We start from the raw sequence: 14972 nt of genomic DNA on the forward strand, positions 1-14972 counted from the left end.
CGTAACCGAGGGGCTGAACTCGAAAATCCAGAGTCTCAAGTCCGCTGCCCGAGGCTTTCGCAACTTTCACAACTACCGGATTCGTATCCTGTTCTTCTGCGGAAAGCTCAATCTCTACCCACTATGATCCCCGTAGAAACAGTAAGGGGAACACTGTTAATACTGAAGTCTGCGCGGAACACTTCAGCAGTCGTCACGACAATCGGAACGGAACACATTAAAAACTCTTTGTCAAACCCGATTACCTTAGTGAGCAAACCGGTGTGTCCTTTCATCACCTGATCAAAAGCCTCTTCGACTGTTTCAGTGTAACCGGACCGTTTGTCGCGCTGGATCGCAACTTCGAGATATGAATTGAAAACTAGGCAAGACACATCGCTGGGCCTCGTTATTATTTGATGATTGGCATTTGTTAAAAACTGCGGTGCATCGAGGCTGGCACTTGGGTTTGATCTTCTTTCGATCACTTTCACGACCTCAAAATGCAATGGCGCTTTCGGGCAATCGCGGTGTTCGTCGAAAAATATCCATCGCTTATAAAGCGGATGGGCGCGCTTGCATTCAATCGCCGCATACGCTCCCTGTTGATAGGCGTTACGAAGCACGATATCAATTCTGGTTTGCGACCCATCGGAAGCGGTGACTGGATACTCTCTTTCAACATATTGCCATTCAGCTGGCGAAATTTTCCACGAAGGTTGAAATTGAAGTGTTGCTTGAACCGCCTGAGAGAATAAGAAACCCTGCTCATTCATTGCGGCGGCGACCATCTCCTCGATGCCTGAAGTGGGAGGCGGTGTTTTAATTGGTTTTGGCTGCTGATTGGACACGGGACGATTTAGAATCAGATTATTACAGGGTTTTTAAATCACAACTGCAAACCAAGTTCTCAGTTAAGTTTTTGAGATTATGCTTTCCGATTTCAATCCAAAGACAGACCGGTCTTGAAGAAGCTGGTTCTGGAGTTTTGCATCGGTTCGTTAGCCACCTCGCAGCGAAACTCAATGGACGAGAAGCGCGGAAATAGGTGCTGTCGTTCATGGGAAACTCCTGCTTCACGATGTGACTGTCAGACCGACATTCTTCCTCCAAGCACACCACCACCCGCAGCCAGCCTGAGCTGACCGCGCAAGATTAGGAAAACCTTTTGGTTAGGGGTCTGGCTACACGGGTTGTGCCAATGGTTGTGCCGAGCCTGCCGGGGCATATCCTTTGGTAGCATGAAAGAACGTCATTCGACAAAGGAGCGAGGTACCATCACAGGCATTGCGGAAACCACGGCTGAGCGCGTGCGTTCGATTTGTGAAGATCTTAAAGCGCAGGCTGTTGCGAAGAACGAACAGACCCAACGAAAATTCAGGTATGCTGTTTTGGTAAGGCTATCGAGGATTGAAACCATCGTGCACATGATCCACGGCGCGCAGATTGTCGAGGCGCAGGGCTTGCGACCTGGATACGAGGAGAGGGCGCGAGAGGCTGTAGGTAATGCCGAAAGGTACGTTTCGCAGCACACCCATGACCTCTACATGAACATGGTAAGCTTCATTTATGGGAAGGAGGCGGAGCCGGTTGCAAGCCGGGACAGAAGGCAGAAGTGGTCCGGCTGGGAGATTTGATGTCGGCGATCCGCACGGCCTTTGCCGAGTTCGGATCGAACAGCGCCTTCAACAAAAACCCTCTGACAGATTCAGCTCGGAATGCGATGAAAACGTCCGTCCGTTGCTTCACGTCTGAAAGACCCAATCAGGCTCAACCGCCCGGGACAAACCCCCATCGGCCTGAGCTATTCCTGGTGATGGGAAAGATTTTGCACACCACCATTTGGTGCCGGCAAGGGGGCCGAAGCGGCCGTTGTGCGGTCAACATACCCGAGCGCCCATATGGGTGCAGTTTGGCCCTGCGCAACCCGCTGCAACCTGGAAAGTGAGAAAGAAGTGAGAAAGCGCCGAACCGCTTTTGGCGGGCATTTTCGACACTCGATATGCATTCCAGCCCGGCAAATAGGCGCTGGAATGAAATGGTGGGCCCAGAGGGATTTGAACCCCCGACCAAGCGATTATGAGTCGCCTGCTCTAACCACTGAGCTATGGGCCCCTCTTTTGAAGATGGAGCCAACGGTCAGAATTGAACTGACGACCCGCGCTTTACGAAAGCGCTGCTCTACCGACTGAGCTACGTTGGCGCGATATGTTGGGCAACCAAGAGGCCCAACGACACATGCCTTGCGGCGATGCCCGTACTGATAACAGACCACGCGCGCAGTTGCAAGCGATTGGAGATCGCTGCCAGTACCCTTGCCGGACGCTTTGCGCGGTAGTTTTTCAGTGCACCTGAATGCGGAAGAACCGCGCTGCCTCGGATGGCGTAACCGGGTATGGCGAGGTGGCGCCAACTATGTTGGTATAGGGCCCCATCACCTGAACAGCGGTTTGGAGCGTGCCTATCGGCCAGGTCAACATCGCCTGGTTTCCCGAAACCGATATTGTAATCGTTACGGGACCGGCGTTGGTCACGACGATGTAACCGGCCTCGGTCAGCGTGTTGGTCCCCACCGGTCCGCTGACGGTGAGGGTGACAGTGTTGGTCCCGGTCGCGCCGTAACCGTGGGTGAGATTGGTCCCTGTGGTGTTGGTCGTCACTCCATCGCCAAAATTCCAAAAGCGGTTTGTTATCGTGCCTGTCGAGGAATCGGTGAAGCTCACCAGCAAGGGCCAGGCGCCGCTCGTCGGTGTTCCTGTGAAAGAGGCCACAGGCGCCACGGCTCCGACTCCCAGCAGCGCATTGGTGCTGCCCCCGCCACTGCTGGCGAATACTGCCGCATTGCTGAAGCTCCCGGCGCTGGTGGGCGCAAAGCGCACTACCACATTGCTGCTGCCAAATCCGGGCACTGTAAAGGACGCGCCCGAGACGACCGCAAATGGCCCAGGCGCCACCGTGACTGTTCCGTTGGTAATCATTAGACCGCCCTCATTGGTGATCACCAGGATGGCTTGCACATTGCTCCCGACCGCCACCGTCCCGTAATTGATGCTGGCCGGCGATACCACGAGCAGGCCAGGGGTTACAGCCGAACCGGTCACGGTGTTGGTGCTGTTGCCGCCGTTGCTCCTGAACACCACCACGTTGCTGAAGCTCCCTCCCGTGGTGGGGCTAAAGGCCACCTGCACCAGCCCGGTTTGTCCCGGAGACACAGTGAAGGGGCTGCCTGCACTAATGCTGAAGGGGGTGGCCGTGGTAGCTGTGCCGTTGAGAGTCTGGCCGCCGTTATTGACGACCTGGAAAATCTTGTTGCTGCTCTGACCCGTGATCAGGGAACCGTAAGCCCAACTCGCCGGGCTGAGGGCCAACAAGGCGGGCACATTCGTGACTACAACGTAGCCGGGTCGAGCCAGTGTATTCGTGCCGACGGGTCCGTTGACCGTCAGGCTGACGGCGTAAGTGCCCACAGCAGCGTACGAATGATTGACGCCGCTTAAGGTTGTGTTGGTTATCCCGCCATCACCAAAGTTCCAAAGCCGATTCGTAATAGTACCTGTCGAGGTGTCGGCAAAGCTTACCAGCAACGGAGGCGTGCCGCTGGTCGGGCTGGCTGTGAAAGAGGCCACAGGCGCCACGGCTCCGACTCCCAGCAGCGCATTGGTGCTGCCCCCGCCACTGCTGGCGAATACCGCCGCATTGCTGAAGCTCCCGGCGCTGGTGGGCGCAAAGCGCACTACCACATTGCTGCTGCCAAATCCGGGCACTGTAAAGGACGCGCCCGAGACGACCGCAAATGGCCCGGCCGCCACTGTTACGGTTCCGTTGGTAATCATCAAACCGCCCTCATTGGTGACCACCAGGGTAGCCTGGACATTGCTCCCGACTGCCACCGTCCCGTAATTGACGGTGGCCGGCGATACCGCGAGCAGGCCCGGGGTCACGGCTGAACCGGTCACCGTGTTGGTGCTGTTGCCGCCGTTGCTTGAGAAAACCACCGCGTTGCTGAAGCTTCCTCCGGTTGTCGGGCTGAAGGCGACCTGGACGAAACCGGTTTGGCCCGAAGAGAGGCTGAAGGGGCTGCCGCCGCTGATGCTGAATGGGCCCGTAACGGTGGCGGCGCCATTAAGAGTCTGGCCCCCATTATTGACTACCCGGAAGGTCTTGTTGCTATTCTGGCCCGTCACCAACGTGCCAAAGCTCAAATTCCCTGGACTAAGCGAGAGTGCCGGGGGCGTGATGCTGGCCAACAGACCATAGACATTCAAACGATTCGAGAAAGTCGCCAGATACACCTTTCCATTTGCCACGGTGGGCGGCACAAATTTCGCGAAATTCCCCACCGCGTCTCGGGCGCTGTTCTGCTGGGAATTCCACAGTTCTCGCGAGACATTTTGCGCGTCGTAGGCGCGCAGAATCCCAGGTCGTACACTCTGGTTGGCGTCGCCAGTCAACTGATGAGCGGCCCAGACGATGCCGCTGCCGGCGGCTGCGCCGTTGGCGGAGAGGGCGAGCAGGGCGCCGGGCTGTCCGTTGGGAGCAGCAGTAGGGCTTTGAGCAAAGGCGGGCAAGGTGAACCGCCCCTGTGACCCGTTGAAGACGTATTGCTGAAGGTTGACGGCAGCGGGCCAGATGTAAGCGCAGGAATTGGCCGGCCCGTCCCACCAAACAGCCCCGCCATGGAGTTCATTGGGTGTGACCGAAAAGTATTGAATAATATTGTCGTTGGTTGTGGTGGAAGCGGTCAGCCCGCCCATGTTATCGCGGTTGACCAGGTACAGGATGCCTTCCTTGCCGCCTGAGAGCGCCAGCGTCGTGCCTGGGATTAACATGAGGCCGCCAGAACCTAGATCGATGTCCCCGTTTTCGAGCGTCTGCCAATTATAAGGCGTGAACCAACTCGTCATCGTCAGATTGGTCCCACTGCGCGAGAGCTTCAGAAAGCTCTCGCCGCGATTGGGACCGCCTGAAGTATCCACACTCCCATTGCCCGTCGAGAGGTACAGGTTCCCGTTTGTATCGATAGCGGGCGGCTGGCCGCTCATCCAAATCCCGCCGTTGTAACCATTGGGTGTATCATTGAAAACCGCCACCTGTTGCAGTGTGGTTTCGTCATAACCGATGACCCAGCCGTGATAGGGCCCATTGTCGCAATGCGATGACCAACTGATATAGACCGTTCCATTAACCAACGCCAGGCCGGGTCGCTGATTCTCCCGGATGGAATCAAAGGTGACTACCCCTCCGGAACTCCCCGCCCCAGTGCCGGGATAGGTCGCAGTGATAACAACCGGGCTATTGGGCCGATCCAAACCGGTCGCGACATCCAGCGCATGCAGGCGCTGCACAAAGGTGGTTCCGTTCTCCTTCGTCCTGGCCACCAGATACATTGTGCCAGTCGCCGGATCGATCACCGGCGTGCCCACAATCCCCATGTTACCGCTGAAATCCTGATAATTGCCGCCGCAAGCCCCGATGGCGCTTTCGTCTGTATTGGCAGGAGCAACGATGTTGGGCGGGTTGATGAAACTGGTGTGCCAATAGGGTGTTGTCACGGTGGAATCGTCGGCATCAAAGGCATACACCGAATCATTGACCGTAACGACAATCACCAGATTATGGACCCCTTTGCCCGTTATGAGGACATTGGTCATCACGAGCGGTTGGGCGTAAATCTGATCGTCCACAGGAAGCGTGTAGAGCAACCCGAATTGGTTCGAATTGACATTGCTCGTATTCAGAATCGTTTCGTTCAGGTTGCGTCCAGTGCGCTGGTTGTCATTATGGTGCGTGAGCACGGCCACTGCGGATGCTCCCGGAGGATTAGTAAGAAGTGTTGTGAATGACTGCGACGGAACGGCCCAGGCGGCCCCAGCCGAGTTGACCGCTGCGGCAGTGAAATAATAGGTCGTATTCGAGGAAAGGCCGGAGATGGTCTGCGCGAACGAGCCCGATTGCAGCCCAATGCTCACGCTCTGCGCCCAACTCGAGGCGGTGGCGCCGCCGTCGGTCGGCCCATAATACAAAGTTACAATGGGCGTATCGTTTCCTGTGGAAAGCACCTGGCCATTGAGGGTGGCCGCATTGGCTTGAATGCCGGAGGCCGGCAGGTTTGTCACGACCGGCGGGTTGATGGGCAGGGTCTGGAAACTTTGCGATGGGGTGGCCCAGGATGTTCCCGAGGCGTTGACTGCTTTTGCTGCGAAATAATACGTCGTGCCGGGTGTTAGACCTGCAACTCCTTGGGAAAAGCTCCCCGACTGCGGCCCGAGACCAACGTTATTGGCCCAGGCGGCCGGGGTGGTGCCCCCATCCGAGGGGCCGTAATAGATTGTGATCGTCGGGGTGGCGCCACCTGTGTTGAGGACCCGGCCGTTCAAAGTAGCGGTGGTCGGTTCAATGGCGCTGGCCGCCAAGTTAGTGACCGTGGCTGCGGACGGCACGAAAACAGAAATCGATGCCGAATTGGTGGCCGAGCCGTTGGTGTTGCTGGCCACCACCATCATATTGGTGTAACTGCCTGTGAGCGGCGGCGTGGTGTAGCTTTGGCCGGAGGCGCCGGCGACGTGCGTGCGGTTGGTGTACCATGAATAGGCGATGGCGCCCGGTCCGTCCGCCAGCGCGGCAAAGGTCGCAGGTTGGCCCAGGGCCGCGCTCGTGTTGGTCAGGGCCAGGGTAATGACCGGCGGACTCGAGGGCGTATAGACCAGAAAATTGTCCCACGCATCGATCCCGGCATCCTGAAAGGCTCGGAACGCCGGCCAAACAGGCGAGACCGTCACATCCGTTTGCGCGGTATGACTCAGCACGGTAGAAAAGTTGATGAGATTTGTGCCTGGAGTCAGCCCGTCGGAGCCGTAATCGTAAAGTGCGCAACCGGCTGTATAGTTGCCGGAGGCGCCGGAGGTGTTTGTTGCGCTGATTACGAACTTATACCATTCGCCTGGAACCACGTTCAGCGTCCCAAGGGTTGTATTGCCCAAGGCATTTGCCGTCCGGTATTGCTCGTATAGGGGCCAAACCCCTGCCGCGGTCGGGATAAAGCGGTAGCTCTCGAAGGCGACTCCTGCGTTGTTATTGAGCCCGTTGTTATTCACGTTCATGAACCCAAGCTGCACCTTGTTCACACCGAACTGCGCATTGGCCTTGATGAGCGTCGAGACGACAATCACCGCCCCATTTGTCGAGAAATCCCAACTCCCGGCATTGTAAGCGGCGGTCGTATCGGTGCTCTGGAACACACTCACCCCGCGGCTTCCCCCTGCGCCCACGCCATCGCTTTCCATGAAGGAATAACTGCCGCCGTTGCCCCCCACGCCGTTATCGTTCCAGGGATTAAAGTTGTTCGTGTACTGGCCGGCGGTGTTGAAGTCCAGAAACGCGGTCTGGCCAGAACAGGCGATGGCGAATCCACACACCAGAGAAAGAATGGTCAAAAGGCAAGCGCGTTGCGGAAAGTTACACAGGCGAAACGATTGTGAAATCGGGAGGGCTGGCAGGTTCATTGGGAGGTAGAATGAAGAATCTGGTAGTTCTTGCTCGTCGGGGGCACGGATGGCAACCGCCACAGTTGCCCGACGAGCACAAATAGCGTGTCGGGGTTCCGGCGCCGATTTCTCAAGCCGCAAAGTCAAACAAGTAATGATAATCTATCTTATCACCATGGCTCAAGACGTCAATCTTTTCCGGGGAGTCCTGGGAAATCTGTGAAGACGCGGGAGGAGAAACTTTTGTTTTAGCTGCGGAAAGCCGCGGATGACCGCGGAAAGGTGCGGAAGAGAGAGGCATGATCCGCGCCTTTCCGCGGCTATCGGCAGTGAGGTCCGAGGTTATCCGGGAGTGGAAATCGAACTGAGCCGGAGGGCCGTCGTTTGTTTGGATAAGAATTTTTTTTGGCCGGCATCTGGTTTGGGTCGGCGAGTGGGGGAGGTGATTTGTGGTTACCATTGGTGACCATTGGTGACAACAGGCGACATCTGGTTACAGAAAGGCTGAGAGGGCCCAAAATGTGGTAGCCAGGGAAGGGAGAGGGGAGGGGGAGTGTTTAGGTGCTACAGGGCGTTACACCGTTACAACCCGCATAAAACCGAGGGGTTTTGAAGATCAGACCGTTACAAGGGCGTTACAAATGCGTTACAGGGGGTTACAGGGCGTTACAGCCGGGTTGTGGATTCATATTGGTGGCGCCTCTTTAAAGAAACGCGAGCCCCCAAAAACGACCTGTTCGAGGGTGCTGCGATGGCAGATAAGGAGCGCTGGCGAAGGCGGGAAAGAAGAGAAAGGCTGAAGGCTAAGAGGGCGTTTGGAAAGCCTTGTTCAGGTGAGCAGGATCGGAATTTGTGCTTTCCACCGCCGTTTTGAGGCGCGATGATGCCCTAAAAGCGAAAGGCAAAATCTATGGGTCTGATGGATTACTTGAAAACGCAGTTCCTGGAGATCATCCAGTGGGAAGATGATTCGCGCGACACGATTTCATTCCGCTACCCGGATATGGACAAGGAGATCAAGCGCGGGGCACAGCTTATCGTGAGAGAATCGCAGGTTGCGCAGTTCATTTATCTGGGGCAATTTGGCGACACTTACGGCCCCGGCAAATGGACCCTGACCACCGACAACATCCCCATCCTCTCGACGCTCAAGGGCTGGAAGTATGGGCTTGAATCCCCGTTCAAGGCCGACATTTATTACGTCACTACCCGCCTGTTTACGGGCAACAAATGGGGCACTGCCAATCCGATCATGATGCGCGACGCGGATTTTGGCGTGGTGCGTGTGCGGGCTTACGGCACCTACGATTTTCATGTCGTGGACCCCAAGCTGTTCCTCAAAGAAGTCGCCGGCACCGATGACCATTTCCGCCTCGACGAATTTGCCGATACGATGCGCTCGCGCATCGTGAGTGTGTTCAGTGACGCGCTGGCCTCGGCCAAGCTGCCCGTGCTTGACGTGGCGTCGCGTTACGAAGATTTGGGCGAGGCCCTGCTGCCGCTGATCAATCCGGCCGTGCACGCCAAATACGGTCTGGAGATACCGAGCTTTATTGTCGAGAACATCTCGGTTCCGCCGGAGGTTGAGCAGGCTATCGACAAGCGATCGAGCATGGCTGCCATTGGGAATCTAAATGATTATGTCAAATTCCAGATGGCCGAAGGGATGGGCAAAGGGGAAGGCGGCGGCGTGGCCAGCAGCGCCACCCAGTTGGGAGCGGGTTTGGCTCTCGGCCAGCAAATGGCTCAGGCATTCACCTCGCCCCAGGCGGGCGCCGTTAGCGTGGCGGCCACGCCCAGGCCGCTTGCAGGCGCATCCTCAGCCGGCGCTGGCTTGCCGGAATTGCTCAGCCCCGCCGACGCCGCCAAAGCCCTGGGAGTGAGCGAGAGCGATATCATGACGGCCCTGGCGGACGGCTCGCTGAAAGGCAAGAAGATAGGGGCTGTCTGGCGCATCACACGAGGCGCGCTTGATGATTTTTTAAAGAGTTGAGCCGGGCATCCTTTGCGGCAAATTCCGGATTTACGATTGGCTGAAACCATTCCCTGACTGTGCCTGAAGCCGTTGCTCAGAAAAAGTTCTCCTGCCCTTCCTGTGGCGGCGAGGCGGTGTGGAATCCGGCCAAGAAGGCGCTGGTCTGCCCCTTCTGCGGAACTATCTCGCCGGCGCAGGTCGAGTTGGCCCCAACCGGCGAAGAAGTCATCGTCGAGCACGACCTGGTGGCCGCCTTGCGCGGCATCCCGGATGAGCAGCGCGGCTGGCAGGCGAAGAAGATTTCGGTTAAATGCCAAAGTTGCCAGGCCATTTCCGTGTTTGACCCCGAACGCGTCGCGCAACGGTGCGATTTCTGCGGTTCCAGCGCCCTGGTGCCTTATGAGGAAACCAAGGATGCCTTCCGCCCAGAGAGCTTGCTGCCAATGAAGCTCAGCGAGGACCAGGTCCGCGACGCGATCCGCCGCTGGTATGCCAATCGCTGGTTCGCCCCCAATAAACTCAAACGCGCCGCCCTCACCGATACCGTCAAAGGCCTGTACATCCCATATTGGACGTTCGACGCCCAGGTCCATGCGGACTGGAGTGCCGAGAGCGGCTATTATTATTACGTAACCGAGACCTATCAAGACGCCAATGGCCAAACCCGCACGCGCCAGGTCCAAAGGGTCCGTTGGGAGCCCAGCGCCGGGTCATTAGACCATTTTTTTGACGACGAGCTGGTGCCCGCCTCGAAGGGCGTTCAGGAACAGATGCTCCGGCGTATCGAGCCCTTCCCGACCAAGGAACTGGTGCCTTACAAACCGGGCTATCTGTCGGGCTGGGTTGTCGAGCGTTATCAGCTCGATCTGGTGGGGGCTGCCAAGGAGGCCCGCGACGAAATGGATGCCGCGATGGCGAGGCTTTGCGGGCAGCAAGTGCCGGGCGACACCTACCGGAACCTGCAGGTGAACAGCGATTATTCCGGCCAGACCTTCAAGCATATCCTGACCCCGATCTGGTTGCTCACCTACAATTACGGCACGCGCAATTTCCAGGTAGTCATCAATGGCTACACTGGCACAATCGCCGGCAAATACCCCAAGAGTTGGATCAAAATCACACTGGCTGTGCTGGCGATTTTAGCCGCCCTTAGCGTGCTGCTGTTGCTCTCGCAACACCATTGACCTTCCGAATCCCTGATGTTGAAACGACCTGAACGCCTCAATTATGGCGATGTGATCGGGGTGGTTGCCCCGGCCAGCGCCCCGCCTGACCCCAAGAACATCGACCGTTCCGTGGAGGTCCTTGAAGGCCTCGGCTTTAAACCCAAACTCGCCACCAATGCGCGCAAACGCTGGGGATTTCTGGCCGGCTCAGACCGCGACCGCGCGGGGGATTTGATGAAGATGTTCAAGGAGCGCAAGGTCAAGGCCATCCTCTGCGTGCGCGGGGGTTATGGGACAGCGCGCCTGCTGCCCTTGCTGGATTATAGCGTTATCGGCTCGAACGCCAAAATCTTTATTGGCTATAGCGATATCACTTCGCTGCATTGCGCCTTTCTGGTCAAGGCGGCCTTGATTTCCTTTCACGGGCCGATGTTGAACTCGGATTTTATCAAAGAAGCCATGCCCGAATTCACTCTGCGCAGTTTCCTGCGCACCTTGATGGAAGATGTTGCTCCGGGGAGCATCTGCGAGGGGTTTAGCAAAAAGGGGGTTGAGGTCCTGCGGCGCGGCCATGTTTCAGGCAGGCTGATTGGCGGAAACATCTCAATCCTCTGCTCGACCCTTGGCACCCCATTTCAGCCCTCCTTTAAAAACCGCATTCTGTTCTTCGAAGACCTGGACGAGGTCCCTTACCGGTTCGACCGGATGCTGACTCAATTGCTCAATGCGGGCCTGCTGCAGCAAGTGGCCGGCATCGCCATTGGGAGCAACCGCGCCTGCAGAGACCCGAAAGCAAAACGGGCCAAGGAATACCGCCAAACTGTCGAGGATGTTTTTAAAGAGCGCCTGCTGCCTTTAAACGTGCCCATCGTCTGCGGCTTGCCATTTGGTCATGTGCCTCATAACGCCACCATTCCGGTTGGCGCGCGCGCGCACCTCGATGCCCAAACGGGCGACCTGCTCATCACCGAACCGGCGGTCCGTTGAACTGAGATTTCCTTTTCCACTCGAAAAGACATTCAGCTACGGCGATGACCCGGGTTACATCGAGCTCCCCAATTACGCCTGGTATGACCAGAACAGTTACACCACAAACAAACCGGCATGGACCTCGTATTATTTCATGGGCCGCTATTACGCAACCTGGCTGGTTGGTCAAAAACTGCCAACCCCGTGGGGCTTGTATGATATGTATGGAGAACTCTCCGAGTGGTGCCAGGATTGGTTTGGCTTCTATACGGGCGGAGCCGTCATGGACCCCAAAGGCCCAGCCACGGGGACTGACCGGATTCTGCGCAGCGGTAGCTGGTTCGATGATCCCTATACGATGCGCTCGGCTTTCCGTTATTTTATTGAACCAGATGACGTCAGTGGCATTTACGGCTTCCGGGTGGCTTCGCTGTCTGCTCTCTGGGTCGTGTTTTGGGTGCGGAGCCTGCCATGGTTTCGCATGACATCCAAATGCGCATGTGCTGGCCCCAGTTCAGTAGGCCAGCCGGGAGTGGCGAGCCTCCCGCAAGAAAATCAGGGCGTCAGGAACTTGCCCCTCCGGCAGGAAGCCGAAATTGAATTCCCTCTGCCTCACGCTATATTCCATTAATTCATGCGGCCGGCCAACCGATTTGTTCTGTCCTCGAGTTACCAGGGTCCACCGGAGGCCTTTACCTTGATCGAGCTGCTGGTGGTCATTGCCATCATCGCCATTGTGGCCGCGATGCTCCTGCCGGCGCTGGGCAAGAGCAAACTCAAAGCGCAAGGTCTGCAGTGTCTCTCGAATCATCGCCAGTTGTGCCTCGCCTGGCGGATGTATTCCGACGATAACCGGGACCGCTTGTTGTATGCCAGCGATGACCCGCGCGACCCCTCCACAATCGCTTCCACGTGGGTGACCGGGTGGCTGAATTTTAATGACCCCACCGATCCGGCCAATTGGGACCCAAACCATGACATCACCAAAAGCCCGATGTGGCCTTACTGCGGCAAGAATCTCACCATCTGGAAATGTCCCGCTGACCATTCATTTGTCATGGTCAATGGCCAAGCCTTGCCGCGCGTGCGCAGCATGTCGATGAACTTTTATCTCGGCGGCTTCGGCGGCTGGGACGCCGCGGGCTATCTCGACACGGGCAATTACCAGTTATACTTCACCCAGGCAGCCCTTTCCAATCCGGGAGCATCGAAGATTTTTGTCTTCCTCGATATGCGTGCCGACAGCATCGATATCGGCAATTTTGCCACCCGCATGACCGGCTGGCCCGATCAACCGCAGCTTTACGGCTTTTACGATCTCCCTGGCGATTACCACAACCTCGGCTGCGGCTTTTCCTTCGCCGACGGCCACTCCGAGATGCGCCGTTGGCGCGACGGGCGGACTGTTCCACCCCTTGTAGATGGAGTTGAAGTCAACGATTGGTTTGACAGCCCAAATGACGCGGATGTCGCCTGGTTGCAAGACCACGCCACGAGACCGAAATGACAGCTCCCCATGAAAAAATGTACCTGGTGCGGTAAGGAATACCCGGACACGGCGGAGCGGTGTATTGTGGATGCGCAACCGCTGACGGGCGGAGAGCCGCCGCTGCCCCCGCCGGCGTCCAGCAGCCCGCCTCTCAACATTCGGAGGCTTGGACGGAAGGAGCCATCCAATGGGCGCGGCAAGTTGCGATGGACTTGGGCGGCGATTACGCGACCCGCTGCTCTGAGGGATTCATTTTGCTTTCCGCCTGGGAGCCGCAGGCGGCTGGCGAGCTGTTAATTTTTGCCGAGCAGACGCTTCGACGCATCGAGGAGTCGCTCCGAGAGGCGGCGTGGCAATCCGGACGCGGCCAACACGTCATCTACGCCTCGTCCTGAATATAGGTCTTGCCTTTGTAAAATCGGGCACAAAAGACAAAAAGAAGAGCCGTCACAAACATGACGGCTGTAAAGAAAAAGAAATAGCTGGCGCCTTTGAGCTTAACGGTATGGTCCGGGTTTTGAATCAGGAAATTGACCGCGGCGGTGAAGACGTTGCCCACGGATACCGCGCCCAGGTAGGCGCACATCACCAGGGATTTCATCTTCTTAGGGGCCTGGGTGTAGGAGAATTCGAGGTGGGTGACCGAGACCAGCACCTCGGCCATGGTCAGGACGAGAAAAGCCAATATTTGCCACGTGATATGAGGCGCGGCCCCGGCGTCGATGCGGACCTGAATCCAACCCACGATGGCAAAGGACAGCGCGGTGACGAATAACCCGATGCCAATCTTCCGCAAAGGCGTTAAACGAAAAACTCGCCCAACCAGCGGATAGACGACGTAGGAAAACAGCGGGAGCATGATCAGGATAAAAATGGGATTAACTGTCTGGATTTGCTCCGGTTTCCAATCAATCCCAAACAGGTGGCGGTTCATGTGCTCGGATTGCAGCACCCACGAGGAAAAGTTTTGCTGCCATAATGCCCAGAAGACCGCCACGAAGGGCACCAGTATCAGGAGATTGCCCAAGGCCTTCAGGTTCTCGCGTTGAAAAATTTCCCGCACATAAGGCCGCAGCCCCGCCGGCGGGAGGTGAACGAATTTCTTGCGCCCAAGCCAGAAGATGATCGTGGCGACGGCCATCAACAGCCCCGGTGTCCCAAAGGCGATGTCGGGTCCGTGGATTCTCTGGAGAAACGCAATGAGCCATCCTGGCAGTTTTGCGGCCCATGCCGTGGGCGCCTGGAAAGGGTCCAGCAGCCAGGGAATCAGGAGGGTGGAAAAGGCGGATCCGAAATTGATGGAAAAGTAGAACCAACTGAACACTCGCGGCAGAAGATGTTGGTTAGACGCGCCGAATTGATCCCCTACGTTGGCGCTGACACATGGCTTGATGCCACCCGCGCCGATTGCGATTAATGCCAAGCCAATTGCCAAACCCAGTCGAGTATGGTTGACCGCCAGCGCCAAGTGGCCGAAGCAGTAAATAATCGAGACATACAGGATGGTGCGGTATTTACCCAGGACAGCATCGGCAAGAAACGCTCCGAAAAGAGGCAGGAAATAGACGAAAGAGACAAACGTGTGATACCAGGCCTCGGCCTCTGCCCCTGTCATGTGGTCCGGCTGATGTTGCGCATTGAGCAGATAATGCGTCATGAAAAACACCAGGATGCTGTTCATCCCGTAATAGCTGAAGCGCTCGGCCGCCTCGTTGCCCACAATATAGGGAACCCCCGGGGGCATTTTGTCGGTCTTAATGGGGGCGGTGAGGTATTTGGTGTGGGCCATAATAGACGCAGCCATCTTCAGGATACGTTCGATTACACGCTCCGAAGCTCCGGCGCAAGCTGATTCAAGGCCTGGTAAGAGCCGAAACGCGGCCTTGCGCATCCATCTTGTCACCCTTGCG

General features: G+C 57.0%; 10 protein-coding genes and 2 tRNA genes. 7 read left to right on the forward strand and 5 right to left on the reverse strand.

Going from position 1 to position 14972, the window contains the following annotated elements; translation table 11 throughout:
• On the forward strand, window positions 1-127 hold a 127-nt coding region (locus VG146_07590), incomplete at its 5' end, for a transposase (GenBank protein HEV2392212.1).
• Here the strand turns inward: VG146_07590 and VG146_07595 are convergent.
• The gene (locus tag VG146_07595; protein ID HEV2392213.1) at window positions 108-830 is read right to left on the reverse strand and encodes a hypothetical protein; all 723 of its coding nucleotides are present in this window, start codon (window positions 828-830) and stop codon (window positions 108-110) included. The genes VG146_07590 and VG146_07595 overlap by 20 nt on opposite strands.
• Window positions 831-1220: 390 nt before the next feature.
• Here VG146_07595 and VG146_07600 point away from each other — a divergent pair, with 390 nt between their 5' ends.
• Entirely contained in the window at window positions 1221-1616 is a 396-nt protein-coding gene (locus VG146_07600; protein ID HEV2392214.1) for a hypothetical protein, read from the forward strand.
• 402 nt (window positions 1617-2018) lie between these two features.
• On the opposite strand, the gene VG146_07605 is transcribed toward VG146_07600, so the two are convergent.
• From VG146_07605 to VG146_07615, 3 genes are all read right to left on the reverse strand, one after another.
• Window positions 2019-2094: transfer RNA gene (locus VG146_07605), tRNA-Ile, on the reverse strand.
• 12 nt (window positions 2095-2106) lie between these two features.
• Window positions 2107-2182: transfer RNA gene (locus tag VG146_07610), tRNA-Thr, on the reverse strand.
• 139 nt (window positions 2183-2321) lie between these two features.
• Window positions 2322-7412: a choice-of-anchor D domain-containing protein gene (locus VG146_07615; GenBank protein ID HEV2392215.1), complete on the reverse strand. Its 5091-nt coding sequence runs from the start codon at window positions 7410-7412 to the stop codon at window positions 2322-2324.
• 961 nt (window positions 7413-8373) lie between these two features.
• Here VG146_07615 and VG146_07620 point away from each other — a divergent pair.
• The 5 genes from VG146_07620 to VG146_07640 are packed head-to-tail and all read left to right on the forward strand — an operon-like array spanning window position 8374 to window position 13080.
• On the forward strand, window positions 8374-9456 hold the full coding sequence (locus VG146_07620) for an SPFH and helix-turn-helix domain-containing protein (GenBank protein HEV2392216.1): 1083 nt from the start codon (window positions 8374-8376) through the stop codon (window positions 9454-9456).
• 59 nt (window positions 9457-9515) lie between these two features.
• Window positions 9516-10622 (forward strand): zinc ribbon domain-containing protein, encoded by a 1107-nt coding sequence (locus tag VG146_07625; GenBank protein ID HEV2392217.1) that lies wholly within the window; start codon window positions 9516-9518, stop codon window positions 10620-10622.
• A gap of 15 nt (window positions 10623-10637) precedes the next feature.
• Complete coding sequence (locus tag VG146_07630; GenBank protein ID HEV2392218.1) at window positions 10638-11591, forward strand: LD-carboxypeptidase; 954 nt, start codon at window positions 10638-10640, stop codon at window positions 11589-11591.
• On the forward strand, window positions 11545-12204 hold the full coding sequence (locus tag VG146_07635) for an SUMF1/EgtB/PvdO family nonheme iron enzyme (GenBank protein HEV2392219.1): 660 nt from the start codon (window positions 11545-11547) through the stop codon (window positions 12202-12204). The genes VG146_07630 and VG146_07635 overlap by 47 nt, the downstream gene beginning before the upstream one ends.
• 3 nt (window positions 12205-12207) lie before the next feature.
• Complete coding sequence (locus VG146_07640; GenBank protein ID HEV2392220.1) at window positions 12208-13080, forward strand: prepilin-type N-terminal cleavage/methylation domain-containing protein; 873 nt, start codon at window positions 12208-12210, stop codon at window positions 13078-13080.
• A 361-nt stretch (window positions 13081-13441) separates the two neighbouring features.
• Here VG146_07640 and VG146_07645 read toward each other — a convergent pair whose 3' ends face one another.
• Complete coding sequence (locus VG146_07645) at window positions 13442-14851, reverse strand: POT family MFS transporter (protein HEV2392221.1); 1410 nt, start codon at window positions 14849-14851, stop codon at window positions 13442-13444.
• Between the last annotated feature and the right edge of the window lie 121 nt (window positions 14852-14972).

The sequence above is a fragment of the Verrucomicrobiia bacterium genome (genome assembly GCA_035946615.1).
Taxonomy (GTDB): domain Bacteria; phylum Verrucomicrobiota; class Verrucomicrobiia; order Limisphaerales; family UBA8199; genus DASYZB01.

Excerpts from the sequence above, each read along its gene's own strand:
- VG146_07600 (HEV2392214.1), top strand. The coding sequence starts at position 1,221 with ATGAAAGAACGTCATTCGACAAAGGAGCGAGGTACCATCACAGGCATT.
- VG146_07620 (HEV2392216.1), top strand. The coding sequence starts at position 8,374 with ATGGGTCTGATGGATTACTTGAAAACGCAGTTCCTGGAGATCATCCAG.
- VG146_07630 (HEV2392218.1), top strand. The coding sequence starts at position 10,638 with ATGTTGAAACGACCTGAACGCCTCAATTATGGCGATGTGATCGGGGTG.
- VG146_07635 (HEV2392219.1), top strand. The coding sequence starts at position 11,545 with ATGCCCAAACGGGCGACCTGCTCATCACCGAACCGGCGGTCCGTTGAA.
- VG146_07640 (HEV2392220.1), top strand. The coding sequence starts at position 12,208 with ATGCGGCCGGCCAACCGATTTGTTCTGTCCTCGAGTTACCAGGGTCCA.
- VG146_07645 (HEV2392221.1), bottom strand. The coding sequence starts at position 14,851 with ATGGCCCACACCAAATACCTCACCGCCCCCATTAAGACCGACAAAATG.